Source organism: Rhodopirellula islandica, assembly GCF_001027925.1.
Lineage (GTDB): Bacteria > Planctomycetota > Planctomycetia > Pirellulales > Pirellulaceae > Rhodopirellula > Rhodopirellula islandica.
Genome location: NZ_LECT01000001.1, coordinates 1 through 22721 on the forward strand (window position 1 = coordinate 1; position 22721 = coordinate 22721).

The 22721-nt window shown below is 58.2% G+C and carries 17 protein-coding genes and 2 tRNA genes; 12 read left to right on the forward strand and 7 right to left on the reverse strand.

What is annotated here, in order from left to right; genetic code table 11:
• Positions 1 to 451 precede the first annotated feature (451 nt).
• Together RISK_RS00005 and RISK_RS00010 are read left to right on the forward strand one after the other, a co-directional pair.
• Positions 452 to 1549 (forward strand): prenyltransferase/squalene oxidase repeat-containing protein, encoded by a 1098-nt coding sequence (locus RISK_RS00005; protein ID WP_390173908.1) that lies wholly within the window; start codon positions 452 to 454, stop codon positions 1547 to 1549.
• A gap of 8 nt (positions 1550 to 1557) precedes the next feature.
• Positions 1558 to 2364, forward strand: a complete 807-nt coding sequence (locus RISK_RS00010) for a hypothetical protein (protein WP_047812208.1) — start codon at positions 1558 to 1560, stop codon at positions 2362 to 2364.
• Between the two features lie 76 nt (positions 2365 to 2440).
• On the opposite strand, the gene RISK_RS00015 is transcribed toward RISK_RS00010, so the two are convergent.
• The 3 genes from RISK_RS00015 to RISK_RS00025 form a co-directional block, all read right to left on the reverse strand.
• Entirely contained in the window at positions 2441 to 3595 is a 1155-nt protein-coding gene (locus RISK_RS00015; protein WP_047812295.1) for a helix-turn-helix domain-containing protein, read from the reverse strand.
• A gap of 166 nt (positions 3596 to 3761) precedes the next feature.
• Positions 3762 to 4958 carry a cysteine desulfurase family protein gene (locus RISK_RS00020; protein WP_047812209.1) on the reverse strand — a complete coding sequence of 399 codons (1197 nt, stop codon included), beginning with the start codon at positions 4956 to 4958 and terminating at the stop codon, positions 3762 to 3764.
• Complete coding sequence (locus RISK_RS00025) at positions 4955 to 5728, reverse strand: hypothetical protein (protein WP_047812210.1); 774 nt, start codon at positions 5726 to 5728, stop codon at positions 4955 to 4957. The genes RISK_RS00020 and RISK_RS00025 overlap by 4 nt, the downstream gene beginning before the upstream one ends.
• A gap of 98 nt (positions 5729 to 5826) precedes the next feature.
• On the opposite strand from RISK_RS00025, the gene scpB reads away from it, so the two are divergent.
• The 5 genes from scpB to RISK_RS00050 all read left to right on the forward strand — a co-directional run bounded on the left by scpB (position 5827) and on the right by RISK_RS00050 (position 12114).
• On the forward strand, positions 5827 to 7302 hold the full coding sequence (scpB, locus tag RISK_RS00030) for an SMC-Scp complex subunit ScpB (protein WP_047812211.1): 1476 nt from the start codon (positions 5827 to 5829) through the stop codon (positions 7300 to 7302).
• 1006 nt (positions 7303 to 8308) lie between these two features.
• Positions 8309 to 8704: a response regulator gene (locus RISK_RS00035; protein WP_047812212.1), complete on the forward strand. Its 396-nt coding sequence runs from the start codon at positions 8309 to 8311 to the stop codon at positions 8702 to 8704.
• A 55-nt stretch (positions 8705 to 8759) separates the two neighbouring features.
• Entirely contained in the window at positions 8760 to 10523 is a 1764-nt protein-coding gene (locus RISK_RS00040; protein ID WP_047812213.1) for a GspE/PulE family protein, read from the forward strand.
• A gap of 71 nt (positions 10524 to 10594) precedes the next feature.
• Positions 10595 to 11758, forward strand: a complete 1164-nt coding sequence (locus RISK_RS00045) for a type II secretion system F family protein (protein ID WP_047812214.1) — start codon at positions 10595 to 10597, stop codon at positions 11756 to 11758.
• On the forward strand, positions 11755 to 12114 hold the full coding sequence (locus tag RISK_RS00050) for a competence type IV pilus major pilin ComGC (protein WP_047812215.1): 360 nt from the start codon (positions 11755 to 11757) through the stop codon (positions 12112 to 12114). The genes RISK_RS00045 and RISK_RS00050 overlap by 4 nt, the downstream gene beginning before the upstream one ends.
• On the opposite strand, the gene RISK_RS00055 is transcribed toward RISK_RS00050, so the two are convergent.
• Together RISK_RS00055 and RISK_RS00060 are read right to left on the reverse strand one after the other, a co-directional pair.
• Positions 12115 to 12864, reverse strand: coding sequence for a hypothetical protein (locus RISK_RS00055; protein WP_047812216.1), 750 nt, complete (start codon positions 12862 to 12864; stop codon positions 12115 to 12117). It abuts the gene before it with no gap.
• 448 nt (positions 12865 to 13312) lie between these two features.
• Positions 13313 to 15118, reverse strand: coding sequence for a sensor histidine kinase (locus RISK_RS00060; RefSeq protein ID WP_047812217.1), 1806 nt, complete (start codon positions 15116 to 15118; stop codon positions 13313 to 13315).
• Positions 15119 to 15443: 325 nt separating this feature from the next.
• Between RISK_RS00060 and RISK_RS00070 the strand changes: the two genes are divergently transcribed.
• The 4 genes from RISK_RS00070 (at position 15444) to RISK_RS00085 (ending at position 18039) form a co-directional block, all read left to right on the forward strand.
• Positions 15444 to 16955 (forward strand): SHD1 domain-containing protein, encoded by a 1512-nt coding sequence (locus RISK_RS00070; RefSeq protein ID WP_047812219.1) that lies wholly within the window; start codon positions 15444 to 15446, stop codon positions 16953 to 16955.
• Between the two features lie 256 nt (positions 16956 to 17211).
• Positions 17212 to 17284 (forward strand) — tRNA-Cys (locus RISK_RS00075).
• A gap of 106 nt (positions 17285 to 17390) precedes the next feature.
• A tRNA-Lys gene (locus RISK_RS00080) sits at positions 17391 to 17463 on the forward strand.
• Between the two features lie 195 nt (positions 17464 to 17658).
• Positions 17659 to 18039, forward strand: a complete 381-nt coding sequence (locus RISK_RS00085) for a hypothetical protein (protein ID WP_047812220.1) — start codon at positions 17659 to 17661, stop codon at positions 18037 to 18039.
• A 610-nt stretch (positions 18040 to 18649) separates the two neighbouring features.
• On the opposite strand, the gene RISK_RS00090 is transcribed toward RISK_RS00085, so the two are convergent.
• Together RISK_RS00090 and RISK_RS00095 are read right to left on the reverse strand one after the other, a co-directional pair.
• Positions 18650 to 20014 carry a Gfo/Idh/MocA family protein gene (locus RISK_RS00090; RefSeq protein ID WP_047812296.1) on the reverse strand — a complete coding sequence of 455 codons (1365 nt, stop codon included), beginning with the start codon at positions 20012 to 20014 and terminating at the stop codon, positions 18650 to 18652.
• 118 nt (positions 20015 to 20132) lie between these two features.
• Positions 20133 to 20987 (reverse strand): hypothetical protein, encoded by an 855-nt coding sequence (locus RISK_RS00095; protein ID WP_236695895.1) that lies wholly within the window; start codon positions 20985 to 20987, stop codon positions 20133 to 20135.
• 223 nt (positions 20988 to 21210) lie between these two features.
• On the opposite strand from RISK_RS00095, the gene RISK_RS00100 reads away from it, so the two are divergent.
• Positions 21211 to 22278, forward strand: coding sequence for an alpha/beta hydrolase (locus RISK_RS00100; RefSeq protein ID WP_047812298.1), 1068 nt, complete (start codon positions 21211 to 21213; stop codon positions 22276 to 22278).
• Positions 22279 to 22721 lie beyond the last annotated feature (443 nt).

Consider the following 22721-nt stretch of genomic DNA (forward strand, 5'->3'; position numbering starts at 1 on the left):
TCCGCCCCGAGCGAAGCATGACGGCCCCATCCGGGGCGATACCCAGACGCCCGCCACCATTTATTTTTCGAACGTCCCAAGGGAGGGTGATCATAAACGCTTGGCAACACGGTACTTCAAAACTGCACGGCCTCCTGCGTGGGCGGGGGTCGCAAGACGTCACGAACAGAGCACTTAGAAACGGCATCATCTCTTGGGAGGGGCGGGCCGCTTCGGGCCGGGAAGGTGACGCGCTGGATCCGATGCTGAGCCCTCGCTTCGCTCGACCCTCCCCAGAGGAGGGTGAGGTCAGTGTCTTGCGAAACGGCACGGCTCTCTCGTCTTTGTGAGTGTGAGATTTCGAGATCCACTTCTGGGCTCTCTCTGCCTTGCTCGGGAGGTGAAAAACACCTCCATTCAAAACCTGATTTGCCCTGCCGCTGACTCGATTCGGCGTGACTCCCAGGCGACGATGGGGCACAATGGGAACATGCACACGAAACACAGGGGTGAGACTTTGTTGTCCAACACGATTGATCGACGCCGGTTCTTGCGAGCTGGATTGGCCGGAGGGGCCGCGATTGCCGCCGGAGCGGCCTCGGCACGCCCCGCTCACGCCGCCGGCCGAGCCAAGTGGGAGGAAGCCATCCAGCGTGGCCTGGAGTGGCTCAGCAGCAAGCAATCGTCTCGCGGACAATGGAACACGACGGTCTACCCCACCGCCATGGCGGCTCTGTCGGGCACCGCTCTGATCGGCAGCGGCAGCACCACGACCCAGGGCCCCTACGCTCGGCAAATCGCTCGGGCCTCGGATTTTTTGATCAGCAAGTCACGCAGCAATGGTCTGATCGGCGACCCGCAAACCGATTCTCGTTACACCTACGGGCACGGTTTTTCAATGCTGTTCCTGTCCCAGGTGCTGGGCGAAGAAGGGCTGCTGGATCGCCGCGAAGAGTTGGTGGACGTGTTGGCCAAAGCGGTCGAGTTCAGCGGCAATGCCCAGACGGAGGCCGGTGGTTGGGGATATGTCTCGGCCAAAGAAGGCAACGACTTCGACGAAGGCAGCACGACGATCACCCAGGTTCAAGGTTTGCGTGGTTGTCGCAACGCTGGGATTCCCGTCAGCGGCGAAGTGATCGACAAAGCCAAGGAATACATCTATCGCTGCAAAAATCCGGATGGTGGCATCAGTTACAGCAGCCGGCAAACGGGCAGCAGTCGGCCGGCGATCACCGCGGCGGCTCTCGCGGCGCTCTACAACGCCGGCGATTACGACGGCGAACATGTGCCGGAGATGTTGAAGTACAGCAAAGAAACGCTGCATGACATCAACAACGGGGCCCGCGCGTTCGGTCACTGGCACTACACGTATCTGTACTACAGCCAAGTCGTTTATCGGCAAGGCGATGAGTTGTGGTTGCCGTTCCGTGATCGATTGTACGATCGAATCGCGGCCGAACAAAAACCGGATGGATCGTGGGAAGGCCAGATTCACCCGGTCTACGTGACGGCTTGCAATCTGATCATGATGCAAATCGATCGCGGATTCCTGCCGATCTATCAACGCTGAGGCCGACGATGGATTTGGAATCGTTCAGTCAACGCGTGCTCGGAATCTTGGAGCGTCACTTCCCCACCGAAGGTTTTCAGTTGGGGGATGAGTTTGGCGTTTTGACATGCGGAGAGCTGCAATTCGGACTGTCGAACTTGTTGGCCCAGTCTCAGCAGGCCGGGTTCACCGATGAGGAATTGGAGGAAACCGTCCGTGTCACCTTCTCGCGAATGTTGGAGATGGTGCGGACTGCCGACAAGGTGTTGCCCGAAACATGGGAAGAAGCCAAGCCCCGATTGCGAGTCCAGTTGTGCCGCAGCGACATCGACGCACTCCGCAAAGCGATCACCTTTCCGTTTGCCAGTGACGTGACCAGCAGCGTGGTCGTCGATTCGCCTCACGGGTACGCCTACATTCGGCCCGAAGACGCGGAACGCTGGGGGCAGTCGGTTGTTGATTTGATCGAGGTCGCGAAACAGAATTTGCTGGCGGATTCGCTGGCTTGCCCGATGGGCGTTGTCGAAGGGCCCCCTAAATTCATTGCGATCCAGTCCGGCGACGGTTACGACGCCGCCAGGGTTCTGTTGCCACAAATTCGCGAACGTTTGATCCAGGAATTGAGCGAGGAATCAGACGATTTGGAGCTGGAACCGGCTGCGATAGTCGGTGTGCCCAACCGGGATTTCTTGATCGCGTGGTCGGCTCAGTTGCCAGCCGATCTGCAGCAACAATTGGCACAGACCGTGGCGGATGATTCCCAGCGGCAATCGCACCCGTTGTCGGAGCAAACGTTTCGCATCACCGCCGAATCCATCTGGCCGATTCGCAATTAAAAACCTGTTGGTCGCCGGATTCGCCAGAATTCGGTTTCGCGGCGATTTCTGAACTCGGGAGAGTCCTGCAACGCAATCAGTTGGAAAGCTTTTCCATGATCTGGTCGGCCGAGCGTCGGAGCAGGACGTCGTCGTCGAGCGAGCCGTCGATCTTGCGAATCGCGTGCAAAACGGTCGAGTGATCCCGACCGCCGAAGGCATCGCCGATCTGAGTCAGGCTGTCCTCGGTCATCCGGCGTGCCAGCCACATTGCCAGCGAACGGGCTCGGACGATGTTTTGGCGTCGGGAACCGCTTCGCATGTCAGCCGATTTAACACCCAGCTGACGGGCCACGGCGGTGGTGATCGCTTTGATGGAAATGGACTGGGTGCCGCCGGCGGCTTCAATCGCCGACTGGACCGCTTCGGCGCAGATTGGTTGCTCATGCATCCGGCACCACAGTGCGATTTGCTTGATCGCGGATTCAAACGCTCGCACAGTCGATTCCGCTGGCAAGCCCGCGTCCAGCAGCGACAACGCCTCGGATTCGATCTCGGGCAGATGAGCCAGCATCAATTCCCGCAGGATGGTCCGCCGCGTGTCGCCGGCGGGTGGATGCAGCGTCACCGTCAATCCGGGCAGCGTGCGGCTGACCAAGGCGGGCCGCAGCCCGCGAACTTCCGATGGCAACCTTCGGCAGGTGACAATCGTCAGGCGGCCTTCCGCGTCGCGAGCTTCCAAGCGTTGGGCCAGTTCTTCTTGCGCTGGTGCCTTGTCCGCGATCAGGTGCAAATCATCCAGCACCAGGATCGGAACCGTGTCCAGTTTTTCGCGAAAACGTGGCATGTCCTTGGAATCGATCGAAGAGGCAAATTCGCGGGCGAAGTCGATCGCGGGTTGGTACAGAACGCGGCTGGAAAGGACTCGCGAGGTCACGCCAGTCGGTCCTCCTTGGGCGGTGTCTTTGTCCAACTCCATCGCTTCCCAAACGTTGCTGATGCTCATCCGTTTGGACAAGTGCAGCGCCAGTGCGGTTTTGCCGGTGCCGGGTTGGCCGACCAGCAGCATGGGGCGGGAGATTTCGAGCAGCGTCTCGATCGGGTTTTCACAAACGTAGCCCGCCAACCGATTTTCATCGCCGCAATAAAACAGCGGGATGATCGGACGGACGATTTCACTGTCGCGACGGCGTCGACGAAGCGACGGGCGTTCCAGCGCGAAGGAATTGACGTTGGGAGGCGAAGCGACCACGGCGAACAGCTGTGAACGGGTGAAGCACGAAAGTTCGTGCCGCGTGACGGGAAAATCGCGACGGGCAAAACAGGCGTGGGGATGGTCAAACGGAACCAATCAGGCGCAATTCGTCTGGTCGGAACCTCTGACTCAGTTCCACTCTAAATGGAACAACCGCTCACCGCTATCCATTTTCCACCGAGTTATCCACAGTTGGAAAACCTTCTGCCTTCGAAAATTGTCGCGAAATCAGCTCGATCGCTCGGTCAATTTCGGCCTTGGTGGAAAACCGCGAAAGGCTAAAGCGGAGAGCGGAATCCACCAACGACTTGGAAGCGCCCATCGCCTGCAGCACGTGGCTGGGGGGACTGCTGCCGCTGCTGCACGCCGATCCACTGCTGCACGCCACCCCGGCCATGTCCAACGACATCAGCAGGCTCTGGCGGTCGGCCCCGGGCAGCGACAGGCAGGTGGTCGATGGCAGGCGTGGGGCCTGGCGTCCATGAATGACGCAGCTGGGGTGACGGCGAAGCAGTTCGGATTCCAGGTGGTCTCGCAGGGCCGCCATGGCCTCCGCGGCGGTGGGTTGTTGCTCACAGGCGATTCGGATGGCCTCGGCGGCAGCGATGACCAGAGCGACCGGCTCGGTGCCAGGACGCGCGCCCAGTTGTTGCTCTCCGCCACGCAGGGCCGCCCGGATTTCCACGCCGGCGTCCAGCCACAAAAAGCCGACTCCCGTGGGGCCATGCAATTTGTGAGGGGTGATCGTGGCGGCCGAGACGCCCCATTTCGTCAGATCGACCGGGACTTTGCCCACCGACTGGGTCGCATCAACGTGCAGAGGAGCCCCAAATTCACGGCAGATCTTCGCGGCGTCTTCGATCGGTTGGACGACGCCGGTTTCGTTGTTGGCGGACATGATGGAAACGACCGAGACCGCTTCCGAGGCATCGCCCGACTGAGTCAGTCGCCCCAATGTGTCTCGCAGCGATTCCAACAGGATCACGCCATTCGCGTCGACGTTGACCCAGTTCACTTTGCGACCGGATGATTCTTCGGCGGCCGCGGCCGCCAGGACGCTGGGGTGCTCAATCCGACTGAGCACGATCGCGCCGTCGGGTTCCCCGATGCCAGAAATGGCCAGGTTGTTCGATTCGGTGCCACCGCTGGTGATCAGCAAACGAGGTGCATGCACCCGCGTCAGGTCGCTTCCCATGCAACGGCCGATCAAATCCGTGGCGGCTTCCAAGCGGGAACGAGTCTGTTGGCCCAGCCGGTGTTGGCTGGACGCGTTGGCCGGCGTTTGTGAGAAAGCCTCTGCCAAAACACGAGCGACCGCGGGATCGATGGCGGTCGTCGCGTTGTTGTCGAGATAGATCATGTGTTTTCAGCTGGATCGACCGTTTGCCGGTCTTTCTTCAGGGATTGCAGTTCCATGTTGTCGGGCGATTCCTCGAGGGCCTCGGCCAACAGAGCGTCGGCCAGTTCATCACGTTGGGCGTCGCGCATGTCGCGTATCAGGCTGACGTATTCCTCGGCCAAGTAATCCGCGACGGTGCCTTTCAGGGTCGCCACGTCCTCGACATCACGCGTCAATTCCATCAATCGCGGGATCAGAATGTAGAGTTCGCGATCGGCCAGTTTGGCGATGGTGGGCCAGAGCTGTTGGGCCTGCTTCGGGTTCTTCTTGCTCCATTGCTTCCAAACCGAGATTCCCTCGTCCATCAGTCGAAGATGATCCAGCAGCAGCGCGGGATCATGTGGTTCGGCGTCCTGGAGACCGTGTCGGATTTCCACCAGATCCCAGCGGTCTGGGATTTGATTCGGCATCGTCAGGATTTTCGATTGGGTCAGGTAGCGAGCGGTCTCGGGCGTGGTGCTGACACGGCGGATGGGCGTGATTTGCCAGTGAACCAGCGGGATTTCGTAGAACGAAAATCGACGGGTCTGAAAATGATTGGGGGCGAACTCGGTTCCTTCCACGTAACCAAATGTCCGAATCATGACAAACAGCAAGCCGCCGATGATCAGCGACGACACGGTGATCAGCAGGAATCGATAGCCGGTCGCGACCCGTTTTCGAGTTCGCGATGGCGTGGCGGTTTGGGCGGCGGTGGAGCCAGAGGACGGCGAGGCGGAGGTCGCTGACATCAATGAAATATCCCGGCAGACGTCAAACAAACGGTTTGGTAGGTTCGCGACTCGTCATTGTTTGTCCCGAAGCCCCTTATTTTCCAAGCGTAGCAAAGATGAATGGGTACGCCACACCTTGGGCCGGCCGTCGAGCCTGGGCCAACGCGATGCGGCAGGCCCCCGTGGCGGCGTCATGGAGCAGCCCCACGCAAGGACAACTGACGCCCGAACAACGCGCGGCACTCGCCCAGAAACGCTCCCTGGTGGTGTCTGCGGACGCTGCAGGGAGATTCGTCGAGACGGGGTCGCTGGCAACGGATTCCCCCGCAGTGTCTGCCGGAGCGGCGGTTGCGGGAGAAAAAGAAGATGCTCAGAGCAGTGGCTCGGACGCGGCCGGGGGCGACCCGGAAGATCGTCTTGCCGCCCGAGCACGGATTGAGGCTGTGCTGCTGATCGCCAAATCGCCGCTGAACTACCGTCGTTTGGCCGCTTTGGCCGATGTGGAGGACGCCACCTCCGCTCGGACGCTGGTGGGGGAACTCAACGAACTTTACGAACGTTTGGGACGCGGGGTCCGGATTGAACAGGTTGCTGGCGGCCAGCGAATGATGACAAGGGCGGTCGTGGCACCTTGGCTGCGCCGACTTGGGTTTTTGGCTCCAGCGGTCCGGTTGAGTTGGCCGATGATGGAAACGCTCGCCGTGGTGGCCTACCGCCAAGACGTCACGCGGGCGGATGTTGAAGCCGTGCGTGGTGTCGCGTGCGGAGAAATTCTGCGACAGTTGATGCAACTGGATTTGGTCCGGATCAGCGGTCGCAGTGAAGAGCTCGGGCGTCCCTACCTTTACGGGACCACCAAACGTTTTTTAAAAATCTGCGGATTGGCATCAATAAAGTCGCTGCCGCCGATTGACTGGCACGCATCCTGCGATGATGTTTCTCAATCTGCCGACGGCGAGGTTGAAAACGTTGCCGACGAAGAGACTGCTGAAGAACTGAAATCGAGAGATCCCTCTCAACCTGAATCCCATCCTCGCCGTGAATCTTCGGACTCTGAACTGTCGGATACGAATCCTTCAGAACCCGAGCATTTACACCCCACCAAGGAGTCTGACGTGAGTGTCGCCGCGATCGAAACTCTCGCCACCGAATTCACCGTTTCCCTCGATGCCGACCCATCCGGCGCGGTGGCCGTTTTGGATGCGCCTGCGTCCAATCCGGAGGCTGCGTTGTCGAATGATTCGTCGGCCGTGATCGAAGACGAAGAAGACGATCTGTATGAAAACGGATTTGATCTCGACGACGACGAGGAAGACGACGACCTCGACGACGATGACTGGGATGATGAAGACGACGACAGCGACGACGATGATGATGACGATGAGGAAGATGACGACGAAGGGGATGACGACGAGGACGAGGATGATGACTCGGGTGACCTCGACGACGACGATGATGACGACGACGACGAAGATGACCTCGACGGCACCGACGACTGGGAAGAAGTCGACGACGATGAAGCCGACGAAGATTGGGATGATGAGGACGAAGAAGACAGCCTGGACGAAGAGGAAGAAGAGTGGGAAGACTGATCGTCTGCTTTCCAGCTTTCCCATCCCTCAGGCAATTCAACCCGTCACCGTTTGATCTCGAATGGGACGGTCTGGCCGCGAGTGAGTGGCGAACCATCGTGTTCCAGTGACCCACTCTCTGTCGCGAGTTGCCTTTCACGGCCCCAGTTCACCCAGGGGCTCCCTGTCCGGTCCCCTCTCTGGCACCGATTCAGACGTTGCCAGCCCCCTGGGCCGTGTTGCCTGTCAGGACGATGCTGCTAAGCAGGTCGGCAGGAATGATCGGGCATCATCATGTGAGCCGTTTGGGCGTTAGCCCCGGTTGGACGTGGAAACAACCACGCTTGCCACGATATTTCAAATGCCGAAAGACTCCTGCCGGCCTGCTTCGCGGAGGCCATTGCTGTTAGCTGAGCCCGTCCGCTCTCTTTGGCCTCGGGACATCGATTTGATTGATGAGGCTGTTCTCGTTCCCAGGCTCTGCCTGGGAACGCAATGCACTGCAGGCTCCGCCTGCTGAGACAGAATCGGGAGGCAGAGCCTCCAAGACAGTGTGTTCCCAGGCAGAGCCTGGGAACAAGGAAAAAACGTCAGCAATTCATTCGATGTTCTGTGGCCAACCAAATCGTGCGATAGATCGTTGTGTCAAAGGATGGCAACCCGACGCATCGGGTTGCCCGGCACGGGCTCCCTCCCGTCGCGGCCTGCGGGCGGGCATTCAACCGGACTCGGCCTCCGTTTCGGTTGCAACGATTGCAGTGGTTTTGACTCCCTCAGCGGGTGCGCACGTGTCTTCGTGTATGTGAGCCGTTTGGGCGTTAGCCCCGGTTCCCACGTACAACCGGGGCCAACGCCCAAACGGCTCACAGGATGAAACCCCGTCACTCCTGCCTGCGTCGTGACCATCGCATGTTGCTCGGGCGCGGCACACGCACACCTTGATGAGGTGTTTTTTCAACATGGATCAATTGGTGACCTACCTTTGAAACGGTAGCTGTTCCTTTGTATCGCAATTGATGCTGAATTCATGTTTGAAACCACCCAAGCCCAACTGTTGATGGTCGAGCCCGAGCTGGTCTTGGCTGAGCTCGCGACGTTCCGTTTGGAACTGTTGGGGTACCGGTTGGAAGTGGTGCACAGTGGCGCCGAAGCGCTCGATCGCCTCCGCCATGAACCAATCGACCTGCTGATCCTGGACACCAAGTTGCCCGAAGGCGATGGATTGGAATGGCTGACCGAACTGCGTCTGGAATTCAAAGCCGAGCAAGTCCCCGCCTTGGTTTTCTCGCTCGATCCCAGTCTGGAAATGGTTCGACGAGCCTACCTGGCTGGTGCTCAAGACTACTTGATCAGTCCGTTTGATCCGACCGTGCTCGAGGAAAAGGTGCAGCGTCTGCTGCCCTCCCACGCAGAGACGGTTTGATCGCGATGCATGTCTCTTCCCATCCACTTCCCAGTCTTCACGACGGACTCGCACGATGAAACGCATTGGCGACATTTTGGTCGAACTGAACATTCTGACCAACGAACAAATGGACGCTGCCTTCGCGGGGAAACCGCGTGGTGTGATGATCGGCGACTGGTTGGTTCGGCAATCCTTGATCAGCAACGCGCAGTTGGGTGCGGCGCTGTCTGAGCAGTTCTCGGTGCCGTTTGTCGACATTGACTTCTCCAGCGTGAATCCGCAAGTCGCCCGTTTGTTGCCAGAGGATTTTGCGCGTTCGCAAGCATCGGTGGCGATCGATGTCAGCGATCGAATGCTGACGCTTGCGATGGTCGCACCCGACGACATCGAAACCATTGCCGAAGCCGAGTTGATGACCGGCTATAAAATTCGCCCCGTCGTTTCGTTGGAAGAAGACGTTCGCGATTTGCTCAACCGCATCTACGACGATCGGGCCTTCGCTCGTCAAACCATCGTTGACATGAAGTTCGCCGAAATGGCGGAATCCGGTGAGGTCACCGAAGAAGATGAATTGGCGATGTCAGCGGTCAGTCAAGAAGACGCGCCCGTGGTCAAACTGGTCCAAGCGATTTTGTCCGGTGCCGTTTCCGCGGGTGCCAGCGACATTCACTTGGAACCACACAAACCCGAGATGCGTGTTCGGTATCGCGTCGATGGTGAACTGCAGGTGGTGATGACCATCCCCAATCACATTGAAGATTCGGTCATCAGCCGCATCAAGGTCATGGGGGACATGGACACGACCGAAAGTCGTCGTCCTCAGGACGGTCACCTCACCGTTTACGAAAACGGGAAACGTGTTGGCTTTCGAATCAGCGGCATCCCCACCGTCGATGGTCAAAAGTTGGTGCTGCGATTGCTCGACGAAGGCGGCCAGACCTTTGACTTGGCCGGCATCGGGATGCCTCAGCGGGACTACGACGCGGTCCGCCGTGTGATCGACAAACCTCACGGGATGTTTGTGGTGACAGGGCCGACGGGAAGTGGCAAGAGCACGACGTTGTACGCCGCGCTTCAGCATCTCAATGATGACGACCGAAACATTGTCACTGTCGAGGATCCGGTCGAATATCGACTGGCCGGGATCAACCAGGTCCAGAGTGACAACGAATTTGGAATGGGATTCGCCAACGCTTTGAAATACATCATGCGGCAAGACCCCGACGTGATCATGTTGGGAGAAATTCGCGATTGCGAAACCGCGTCGACAGCGGTTCAGGCGGCTTTGACGGGCCACTTGGTGATCAGCACCTTGCACACCAACGATGCCGTGGGTGCCGTTCAACGCCTCGCTGACTTGGGCGTCGATAACTTCAAGATCGCGGGGTCGTTGCTCGGCAGCGTCGCTCAACGCCTGTTGCGATGCGTGTGTGAAAACTGCAAGGTCGACGCACCGGCGAACCTGAATTTGCTCGAAGCACTGGATCCCGAACAATACGTTCCGCGAGACACGACGTTTGTCCGTGGTGCCGGTTGCAAGCGTTGCTTGGGAACCGGGTTTGCCGGGCGGATGCCGATCTTTGAAATCATGCCACTCAACGCGGAGATCACCGCAGCAATCGAAGCCGGTGTTCCAAACTCGCAATTGGAAGTCATGGCTCATGCGGCCGGCATGGTGCCACTTCGCCAAGCCGGTTTGGAAGCGGCCGTCGCCGGAAAGACCTCGCTGGAAGAAGTGTATTTCAAAACCAGCGGCGATCGACGCAGCACGAGTTCGACTCCGATTGTGGGCGGTCGCCGATCCCAGGACCAACCGGTGCCGAGTGCCATCGCCTGATTCATTTCATTCCAGCCTGATGGGTTGGATCTTTCCAACATCGCTTTTGTTTTTTGCCTCGGTGCCATCCCATGTCCTTCCCTGCTAGCACGACCAACGCGACCACCACCGGTGGTCTGATGGGATTTTTGCGAAAGCTCAACTCGATCGAGGTGGGCGGACCGAAACGCGGTGTTCCCAAAGGCTGTGAATCCACTCGCATCCCGCCAGTGCCACTGGCGCAGTTGATGCGGATGATGTTGATGTTGCTTCAGAACGGGCTGACATTGCCCAAGGCACTCGGGTCGCTGGCGATGGACAATTCCAGTCGCAAGTACAGTGGCGTGCTGTTGCGAATGCGAAGCACCATCATGGCGGGCGGATCAATCAGCGATGCCATGGCTCGCTACCCGCGAACCTTCAACAAGATGCAGGTGCAACAAGTCCGGTTGGGTGAGCGAAGTGGCTCTCTCGAGACCGCTCTGCTGAGAGTATGTGAACAAGTCGAACGCAAAGTCGCTCTGCGGAAACGGATCTTCAAAAAAGTCAGTTACCCGGTTTTGATCAGCGTCGCCGGTCTCGGGTTGATGGTGTTCATGTGCGTCGTTGTCGTGCCTGAATTTGAAACGGTTTACACGGCCAGCGGAGTTGATCTGCCGCCGGTGACGAAGTTCGTCACGGGGTTGAGTCGGTTCATGCTGACCAAAGGTTTGTTCGCGTTTCCATTGGCGTTGGTGGTGGCGGTGCTGTGGGTTTGGGGACGTAGCAAACCACGCGTGGCGGCCAAGATGGACGCCGCGTTCTTGCGACTGCCCGTGGTCGGGCCCTGGCTTCGCGATGCCGCCGTGCTGCAGTTCATTGAGTCCACCTCGGCCATGGTCCAGTGCGGTTACAAACCCATCGAAGCGATCGAGGTTGCCGCGACCTGCGTGAAGAACCGCTGTGTCCGAAGTGCGATCGAAGACATCAATCATGGCGTCCGCCGCGGCGAGAAGCTGAGCGTGGAGCTCGGCCGGTACGAACGATTCTTTCCACCGACGCTGTGCCAACTCATCGGTGTCGGCGAGCAATCGGGCGAGTTCGCTCGTTCGTTGCAAGGCACCTGCAATCACTTGCGAGAACGCTTGGAGTCTCGCATCGATGCGTCCGTTGCGATGCTCGAACCCATCCTCACGATCTCGTTGGCCGTCATGATCGGCGGCATGGTGCTGTCGATCTACACGCCGATGTTCCACATGTTTGAAGTCCTCGAATGATCCGTGAATCACTAATCGTCAAAGCATCGCGTTGTTGTCACCAGCGACGATCCGCGTTCAGTATGTTGGAAATCATCGTTGCGTTGACGATCGCCACCATGTTTGCGATGACGGGGCTCGCGTTTGTGCAAACGCACGGCGAGACCGCGAAATCGCGCGCCTGCGAAGGCAACCGGTCCACGTTGCAGCGTGACGTGGAGTTGTACGAGCACGAGACCGGGCGATTGCCCGGCCGAACCCTTCGCGAATTGGCTGATGAAGACTACAGCGGGGTGAACTTGCCCACGTGTCCCGCATCGGGCAACGCGTACGGGCTGGATCAAGGTGAAGTGACCTGCCCGACTCACGGCAAGTGATCAGCGAATCGAGATTGCAGTTTGCAGCGGATGCAGCACGCTGTCGATCAAGTACTCGTCGACCAAGTCTCGGCACAGCTGAGACAATCGCGTGAACTCGTCCGCGTAGTTCTCCTTGGCACCCAGGGAATCGTATCGCCGGACCATCATGTAAACGCTGAGTTGTTCCTCGGTGAACTCGCCGGTTCGGATCTGGAAGGCACCGGTTCGTGATTCGAAACTGATTCGACACTGAGTCTTGCAATCTTCATCGAGTGCGAACTGCACCACGGGTTCATTGGACAGCAATTTTCCATAAGGCAGTTGGGTGAACTTTTCCAACCCGGGCGCGATGCCGATGGCTTCGGTCACGATTTCGTTGTGGTTGCCTTTGCAGACAAAGTCGAACCCCAGCATCACTGTCAACGCTTCGCAGTCCAACGGGCTGACGGACAATTCATACGGCACCAATTCCAGAACCGCTCGGTGCTGGTCACAGGCGTCTTCGTAGCTGGTCGGGCTGACCACTCCGCTGTTGACTCGTTTGGGCTCGACGGAGACCCAGCGATAAGAGCCGCTTTCTTTTTCCTTTTCTTCTTCCAGCACGTATTCGTCTTTTTCGCGCGCGTAGAAATTTGCCATCTTGGGGTAACGACGCTGGACCTGTTCAAAGTAGTGCAGAACGGATTCACGACCTTGCGGCAACTCCATTTCGGTGGACAGATTCATGTTCACGTAATATTCGTCGCCGAAGATGCCGTAATCACTCATATCGTTTTCACTCAATGAAAAGCTGGTTGACGGATGAACGTCTGGAAAGAGGACTCCCCGTTGTAGCCGTTGCCGATGACCTCGGCCAGTCACAGCGAATCCAGTCATAGCGAATCCGCTCCATGGCATCTCAGTTTGTCAAACTGGGCCGCCACAAGAAATCCTAACCCGACGCGTGAGCGAGGGACCGGGGAATCCCTCGCTCACGCATCGGGTTAGGAAACACACTTCCACTCAAAACGGATTTGCTCCGGGAACCGCTCTCGCGGCAGTTTGGTCTCTCGTATTTTATCACTGGGAAGGCAGTGAGGAGACGGTTTGCGGCCCGCTTTGCAGGAATGCGTGATGGACGAGGCCACGCGAGACCCCGAAACGGGGCTCAAACCACCGGGACACTTCCAAAGAAACAGACGCGACGAACCGAATCGGAGTTCACGCACCCTGGTCCTCATGCCGGGTGGGGAACGGCGGTCAATTTGCTGATCGGAACTTCGTTTTCTTCCATCGCATGGTCGCTGAGCCGGTACGGCAAAATCACCCAGAACGTACTCCCCCGGCCCAATTCGCTTTGAAAGTCAATTTCGCCGCCCAGCAGCACCGCGAGTTCTTTGACAATCGACAGCCCCAAACCCGTGCCCGCGAATTCGCGTGTCAGGCCGTCGCCGTCGAGCACCTTTTTGCTCTGGCGAAATTTCTGGAAAATGATGGGCTGGTCCTCTTCCGCCACACCCACGCCGGTGTCGGTCACGGAAAGCCGGAAGCGATCGTCGTGCAAATCGACCACGCGAACGGTGATCATGCCGCCTTCGGGAGTGAATTTGATCGCGTTGCTGAGCAGATTGTTGAGGATTTGCCCAAGCTTGTTCGGGTCTTGGTAGGCGACGGGTAAATCATCGGGGACTTCGACTGACAACGAGATGTTCTTGTCCTCCGACAGGGACTGGATCATGTCGCACTGCGCGCCAACCAATCGAGACAGTTGGAACTCGCTGCGGCGAACTTCCATCTTGCCCGCTTCGACTTTCGCGAGGTCCAGGATGTCGTTGATCATTTCCAGCAACAGGCGTCCGCTCTTTTGAATGTTCGAAGCGTAGCGACGTTGCTTTTCGGACAGCGAATCGATGCCCTGCAGGACTTCTGAGAAACCGATGATGCTGTTCAGCGGGGTGCGAAGTTCGTGGCTCATGTTGGCCAAGAAGTCAGTCTTCAACCGGTTGGCTTCGTAGAGTTGCAAGTTCAATTGTGCGAACTGGTCAACGCGGGCATCGAGTTCCCGGTTGACGCTTTGCAATTGAGTCTGCGTCTCGGTCAGGTGACGCAGCATCCGGTTGAACGCATCTGCCAGTTCACGGAACTCGTCATCGGTGGAGATGTTGGCTCGTTGGTTGGTGTCACCATGCGTGATCGCGTCGCTGACGTCACGCAGGTGAAGCAGCGGTTGCAAAACCAGGTAGCGAACAATCGCGTGCAACACAAACAGCGTCACGGCGACGATGAACATCGCGATCGAAACCACGATTGCGCGAATGCCGGTCATGTCCTTGACGATTTTGTCATCCGGCATGCTGACCCGTTTGACTCGGTAAGGCAATTGCGAGGCGAGCTTGGCCGGGTCTTCGTCTTTGGACAGCGAGATGATTTCGCCGCTTGGAACATGGCAAGGAACACAGTCGTAGGTCATGAAGACCGGTTCGTAATAAACGTAACGCCCGTTGGTGGGACCAAGCTCTTGGAACACGGGACGGTTAGCGGGACCGATTCGGCTCATCGCCGCGTCATCGGCCAAGTCCACCGCTTTGCTCAGGTCGATCGGATCTCCAGACAGCAATCGTTCCAGGCGGGCTCGGAATTGGGGTTCGAGTTCTTGCAGCAGCCGAAGTTCGCTTGGGTCGGTTGGCTGGATCGGAGCGGGCAGGTTCTCAAACGGTTGCGGGTCATCGAGGCCCAGGATGTCGAACTCAATGTCTTGGCTGAGCAATTGAGAGCGGAGGTCGGCGATCTTCTGCCGGGTGATGTCGAGTTTGTTTTCAGGCAAGTGTTCTGTGTAGGTCGCGGCGGCATGGATCAGCATCATCTCGGTTGCCGCGGCGTCTCGGGCTTGCTGCTGAGTCGTGCTGCTGACCCAGCGATCGGCCAGCAGAAACACCATGCAAAAGGCTCCGCACATCAACACGACCAGTGCTGAGCCGAAGAACAGCAAGCACTTGCGTTCCAAGCTCATCGATGAAAACAGGCTTTGGATGAACCTCAGCATGAGCTTCCGCGGGAAGGCCCGGGGGCGGCAAGAAGGTCGTGGGAAATCATTCAACTGGACCGGGAAAAAGGAGGGCCGGAAAACTTCATTTTGACGAATACCGCCGGCCACGACGAGACGAATCGAGCGTTTCGTGCCCGCGACCAGTCGTTTCAACCGGTTTTTTTGGAATGTTTTACCTCCGGCGGCAAGGAGAATGGTCCGTAAATCACCGCGGAAATGCTTGTTTGCCCCCCTGGCCACAACTAGGATGCGAGACTAGTTCACGATCTCGTACGATCACAATACGCCTCCAAATTTCCCGCCTTCTGACTCTGAGAATACGATGAAACGTTCCCTTCGCCTCGCACTGCAGTGGACGTTGGTGGTCTGCATGATCGCCATTTTGAGCGTGAGTCCCGCTTCGGCTGGATGGCTGCTGAAGCGAATTCACGGCAAAAACGCTGATTGCTGTGAAATCGCAACCGACACCTGCTGCACTGCTCCAGAGCCTGTTTGCTGTGTCCCAGCACCGGAACCCGTTTGTTGCGATCCCGAACCGATCGCTTGCGAATCGGTCCCCAGCTGCTGTGGCACCGTTGAAATGGTTCCTGCACCTGTTGTTTCAAGTGACTGCTGCGGTTCCCTGGTCGAACCAATGAGCGAAGGTGTCATCGTTGAACAACCTTTCTACGGTGAATCGACGATCGTTCCCATGGCGGAAGGCGAAATAGTCGAAGGCGAGATCATCGAAGCTCCCGCCGTGCCGGCTCAAGAGTCGACGGACGTCGCTCCGCCAGTTCCCGCTGAACCAGTCGCAGAAGAGCCCATCGTCGAACCGCAAGCCGATCCAGCTGCCGACGTGGAACCCGAAACCCCCATGCCGGTCGAAGAGCCTGTGGAAGAAGCTCCGGTGGTTGATCCACCCGCCGAAGAGCCAATGGTGGAGGAACCCGTTGAGGAAGAGCCCGCCATGGAAGAACCAGCCGCTGACTTGTTCCCCGCTGACGACAACCCATTCCCACAAGACGCACCCGCTGAAGAAGCACCCGGTTTGGAAATGCCAGCCGAGGAAGCACCGGTGGAAGAAGCTCCTGCCGACGATGCCTTTGGCGATCTGTTTGGTGGCGACACTGAAATGCCCGCCGAGCCGGCCACTCCCGATGTCGCCACACCTGAAACCGAATCGGTCGAAGACCTGTTTGGCGGTGACGCTGCACCAGCCGATCCTGTGATTCCAGATGAACCCGTCATGCCCGAGGCCCCTGCGGAAGCTCCTGCCGACGACGCCTTTGGCGACCTGTTCGGTGGCGAAGCGGAAGCACCCGCCGACATGCCTGCTGAGCAACCTGCCGACGATGGTTTTGGTGACTTGTTTGGTGGTGAAGCGGAAGCTCCTGCTCAAGAAGCGATGCCACAAGAAGGTGGACTGGACGGATTGTTCGACGACGCCGCACCGGCCGAAGAAGCACCGGCTGATGGCGGTGGCTTGGACGATTTGTTCGGTGACCCACCCGCCGAAGACAGCTCCGACGCTGTGATCGACGATTTGTTTGGCCAAACCAAACAGTCATTGGCTGATTCGGAAGTCACACAAGTTGTGACGGAAAAGAGCGTCGCCAAGACCATCGACGTGCTGGACAGCACCAAGACTCGCACCTGGATCGACAACACTGGCAATTGGGGAACCGATGGCCGCTTGGTTGAAGTCCGTGAAAGCGAAGTTCAGATTCTGAAATCCAATGGCCGGACCTGCACCGTCCCGTTGGAACGACTCAGTGACGCGGACAAATCGTACGTGGAATCGATCCGTGCCCAAGTCAGCGAATTGCTGTTCGCAATGGCCTCGGTTGACTGAGCTGGCACCCTCGCAGGTTCGAGCATGATCGAACGAAAAGACTTCGAACGCCCGGCAGTTTCAAAGCTGTCGGGCGTTTTTTGTTTTGTGGCTCAAGCTTCGGCCGGACTCAGCCGAAAAGTACGGTATCAGCGATTGAATCGCTTTGAGCAACGAAGAGTCTTCGAGGATGGCCGGGCTTGACGAAAAAGCACGGGTTTCCTAACTTGCTCAGCTTGTGCAACAGTCAGTCTTTGACCGGCTCCTTGCACGTGAAGGCGACGTGGCCAAGTGGCTAAGGCGAAGGATTGCAAATCCTTTATTCGTGGGTTCGAATCCCACCGTCGCCTCTGATGATGGCAGAGGCTTTTGAGACGCGACCCTTTTCAGGGGACCGAATCAGAGCTACGATCATCGTCCAAATGGGTGAGATTCAGCATTCGCTAACTCGCCCACGCCCTTGTAGCTCAGTTGGTAGAGCAACGGACTCTTAATCCGTGGGTCCTAGGTTCGAGCCCTAGCGGGGGCACTCTTTCGGAAATCTGGGCACCACCCCCAGACGGCAAACCCCGGTTTTCACGGGGTTTTTTTATGTCCGTGCTGTCGTCAGACGTGACCCGCCCATCGCCGCAAAAAGGTGTCACCTTTTCGGCGGAGGCCACCTCGCGGTTCGCGGAAGATAAAATGAGGTGCATCCCCACACCCATCACTCCTTCTGTTTGCTATGCCGTTCTCCGAATACATCGCACCCTTCGCGGAGTTCCCCGTTTTGCAGCAAAGGGTGCTGGACGTTTTGAGGGAGCTGCCCGAGGACGTGCAAACGGACTTTTTGGGTGACGAACGCTTTCGAGTGGAGATCGACAATTTCGTTCCCGGTGTGGGCTGGTCGTTTTTGATGCCGGCCCCCGGAGTGGATGGGAATGGCAGTCGCTGCGTGATCCTGCGAAGCAAATTGGCCGAGGCGGCCGAAGCGTTCGCACACTATGTGATCGCCCATGAGTTTGCACACGCATTTCTGCGAAACGGCGGTTGGGGCACAATCACCGACATCGAAGAGGCCGCGGATGCACTGGCCGCTTCATGGGGGTTTGAGCGACCCGCGTGAAGTCGTTCGCCTCGCCTCATCTGTTCAGGCTCTCACCCCTGCGTAGGCCTGAACGACGTCGCTCGACCTCATCTTCAACTTCGTTTCGGAAGAGGTGCGGCAGGTGGAAATCCGCCGAAATGCGGTGTCAGCAAGCGGCGAGACCGCAGCGGGGTTCGTGGGCAAGGGCTAGACGCCTCGCTTTGTTCCAAAGCATTGGCTGGTTTCCAGGCGAGACCTGGCCTACGTCGACCTGGTGGCCGGATTCGCCAGGGTTCCGTGTAAGCAGGTCGGCAGGAGTCTTTCGGCATTTGGACTGTTTCGGTAAGCGTCGTTGCTCCCACGTCCAACCCAGGCTAACGCCCAAACGGCTTACATGGTGATGCCCGATCATTCCTGCCGATCTGCGTAGTCCCTCGCTCACGCGTTCGGGTTATGAAGTGGGTGGGAGCTGGATTCGCCTGACTTCAGATGCGCGGGATGCTGAAGCGGTCCGGATTCTGGCGAATCCGGCTACCGTCTGTGACCACTTCGTGGCCTGCTTCGCGAATGGGAGTGCCCGATGAAACCCGAGACTATCCGCATGTCACCGCTCCGTGGTTCAGACGGGGAGTGATGGATCGAGCCGTGCTTAGCTGAGCGACCATCCTTCGCGTGGTTCCCGGGCGATGAAGGGGGCTGCTTCGGGGCATCCCACGCACTCCATCTTGTCTCGATCCCAAGTGATCTTCTTGCCGACTCGGTAAGCGACGTTGCCGAGATGATTGGCTTCGGTGAGTGGGCCGGCGTAGCTGAACGGGCTGGCGGTTTCGCCCTCGCCCAAGCACGCTTGAACCCATTGCGCATGATGTCCGGGCGAGTCGGGCACGAAGGGGGCTGGCGGCTCAAAGTCCACGAAGGATTCCTCTGGCAACAGCACATGTTTCCCATAGTCTGACAACAACATACCTTTGCTGCCAATGAACAAGACCCCACTGTCCCAGCGGGGGATCTCACCGCGTTGCCAGATCTCAGGTTTGTGTGTGCCTTGATACCAGGAAACAGAGACCGGACCGCGATCGCCGCGTTGGGGATACTCGTACTTCGCTGACATGGATGCGGGGGCGATTTCGGGATGGGCGGGAGGCCCAAATGCTTCCACGCTGGTTGGCGCATCGAGTTGCAATGCCCAGAACGGAAGGTCATTCCAGTGGCTGCCGAGGTCCGACATGGTCCCACCAGCGAAATCCCACCAGCGATACCAGCGTGGCCCGGGGAAATAGACCGAATGGTAGGGACGGGGCGGCGCGGGCCCCAGCCACAGATCCCAATCGACGTGATCCGGTGGTGTCATGACGTCGCTCGGACGCGAATCCACATGCAGAAGATCGCGGTGCTTCTTGGCGTCGGCTTCGGACTGCAAACCCCAGGCTCGGTTCACCCAGACGTGCGCCTCACTGACTTCGCCGATCGCGCCGCTTTGGATCAACTCCACGACTCGATGGTAATTGTTGCCGGCGTGAATTTGAGTTCCCATTTGGGTAACGACACCGGCCCGCTCGGCCGCTTCGGTGATCTTCCGCGTTTCGTCGATGTTGTACGCCAACGGCTTTTCACAGTAGACATGCTTGCCAAGCTGCAAGGCTGGCATCGTTGCGAAAGCGTGCGTGTGTTCGGTGGTGCTGACAACGACGCCATCGATGTCGCTACCAACGGCGTCGTACAGTTTTCGGAAATCACGAAAGGCCTTGGCCTTCGGATGTCGTAAGAGGGCTTGGTCGGTGAAACGTGTGTCCACGTCGCAGACGGCAACGACGTCGACCAGCCCTGTTTTTTCCATCGTCCGCAGGTTCGAGCCCCCTCGCCCGCCAACGCCGATGGCCGCAATCTTCAGGCGATCGTTGGCGGATGATGGGGCGGGATCCTGAGCAGGTGAAACTCGAGAGAGACCAGAGGCCGCCAATGCGGTCCCCCCCACCAAAATGTCACGTCGATTCGGAAGTTGCTTGCCTGACATCATTCACCTGTCGCCTTCTGTGAGTGGAGAGCGGAAAGGCACGATCCTAATGGAGTGAGCCATGGCCGGGGAACGAATGTCGCCTCCCGGACACCTTTTTCGAAGAACGCTCGTCGGATCACTCTTGGATCTGAAAGCCTTTTGATTCACTGGGTCGCGCCGGCTGGAGTTTCCCACTACAGCCCTTTTCTTTGTCGCAACGGCCGCTGGCAACGAGCAGTCGACCATCAGCAAGCCCTTCGATACCGAGCGAACAGTTGAGCTCGTGCCGGCCCTTCATCTGGAAGTCGGCGTCGGTCACAAGTGTGATGGCTGGTGACCCATAGCATCCGAACCACCAGCGATCGTGAGCGAAGGTGGCGGTTTGGATCCCCAGGTGAGTGTGGCCGCTGGCAATCACATGCTTCTTTACAAAGTGGAATTGGTCGTCGTATTCGTAGACGTAGTTTTCGCCGAGCGAATCAGGCAGTCCGCCGACAACGTAGAAGTGTCCATTGTGGTGTCCGATGCCGCCCGCGCCGTGAAAAACCTCTTGCGTCTCGTGCCGAGCAAGTTCGTCCAAGGATTCCGCGTCGTAGACATAGACCCAAGAATCCGCGTTGCCGTTGGGGTCGTTGAATTTCCCAAGGTTGACCGCGACGTAGATCTTGCCGTCACGAAAGCAGAGGTCACCGTGGTGGTTGGCGACGGGGATCTTTTTCAGGAGCTTGCCCTGTTGGTCGGTCTTGACCAACGTCGTGGTGAAGGACCAGTAGATCGACGTTCCGCCGATGCAAACGCCTTGCAAGTGGTGCGGGTAGGTTCCCTCACAGCTCACTTGAAATGATTCGGTTGGGAAGCCATCGCGTGAGTTCACCTTGAGTTGGTCTTGAGCGATCAGCGATCCACGAAGGGTGAGGCTTGAGAGCAAGAGCAAGCTGGTGAAGAAAACGGTTCGAGGTGTCAGCTGGTGGCAGGTCATGGGGATGTCCATCGAGGAAAGTCAAATGCTTGGTCGCCGAACCGTCCAGCGTAGACCGCCATGGGGGAAGCCTGCAAACACTCTTCCACTCAAATTCACAAATCGATTCAGGGCAAGGTTTTCGGTGGAATGAACCTTCGGTTTCTGTCTCACAAGCACGGCTTCCGACGTGGCAGTTAGAATGGTCGCTTCCTCGATTCCCACCCCCACCCCACCTTGGTTCATGACCCACCCCATGCAAAATTTTTGTCACTCGTCGATTCGATCTTGGATGGGAGCCTTGGCTCCGATCGCACTGCTTGGCTTCCTTGGTGCAACCGCATTGGCAGAGGATTCAGCGTCCGATTCTCTCAAGAACGGTCGGGTCGTCATCGGTCCGGATTATGAGCTGGCCTCTGAACTGAAGGATCAGGGGGCACCCAAGGGCAAGCAGTTTGAGTTCATGATGCCGTTGTCGGAAAGCAAGATTTTTGACGGCACGGATTCGACTTTGAATCCACGCAAAGACGTTCGCAAGGAACGCAAAATCGTGGTCTATGTTCCAGCGGCTTACCAAGACGGAACCGCGGCACCGTTCCTGGTCATGCACGATGGGCCGAGTCGGTTGAACTTGGTTCGCAACGCGCTCGACAACATGACAATCTCGAAGGATCCGAATCGCCGCCTTCCTGCTTTTATTGCGATTGCGGTTCAAAACGGTGGCAACGACAGCAAAGGCAGCCAACGTGGTTTGGAATACGACACGATGTCAGACCGATTGGCTCGGTTCATTCAGCTGGAAGTTTTGCCTGCTGTCGAGAACCATCCTGAAATCCGTGCGGCCTACCCGAATTTCAAGCTGACGGATGACCCCTGGGGACGGGGCGTGATGGGGTGCAGCAGTGGCGGTGCGGCGGCCCTGACAATGGGTTGGTTCCGTCCGGAATGGTTCCGCCGTTTGATCACGTACTCGGGCACGTTTGTGGATCAGCAGGACGATGATGCGCCCGAAGAAGCCGAGTACCCGCTGGGGGCTTGGGAGTATCACTCGAGCATGAAGCTGATTGAGAACAGCGAGAAGAAACCGCTTCGCATCTTCACGCACGTCGCGGAGAACGACAATCGAGCCAACGATCCCGAGTCGACCTATCACAACTGGGTGATGGCGAACGAGCGAACCGCGGACGCTTTGGAAGCCAAGGGCTATGAGTATCGGTATGTGTTCTCGAAAGCGACCCGGCACTGCGACCGGAAAGTGTTCGAAGCGACCTTGGCCGACACGCTGGCCTGGATGTGGCACGGCTACGCGGCGGATGCGAAGTAGCGGAGAACGCGGTTGTTCGAGTTTCTGGGGTGATCACCAACGGCACCATTCGGACTGAATGGCTCCGGGGGAGTCCACGTTGATAGCTCGGGGCGGAAGCCCCGACACCATTGGTGGACATCACAAAGCCGCCCCGGATGGGGCCGCCGTGAATCATGCGGCCGAAATAGCTGGAGCCGCTCCAAGTCACATACTGCCCCAACGGCACACGAGGTGAGTGTTCAGGATCGGATCCAGCGCGTCGCTTCTGTCTTTCTTCATCCCGGTAGGGATTTCAGATGGTAGCCGGGGGTTGCTGCGTAGCAGCGCACCCCCGGAAAACGAGCTCCCATAAAACTCTCCATCCCGCCGTGGCCAATGGCCACGGCGGGATGGAGAGTGGTGGCGTGGGGGGGCATGTCCATCGGTGGCGCTATCGCTTACCGACGGCTACCATCTGACAT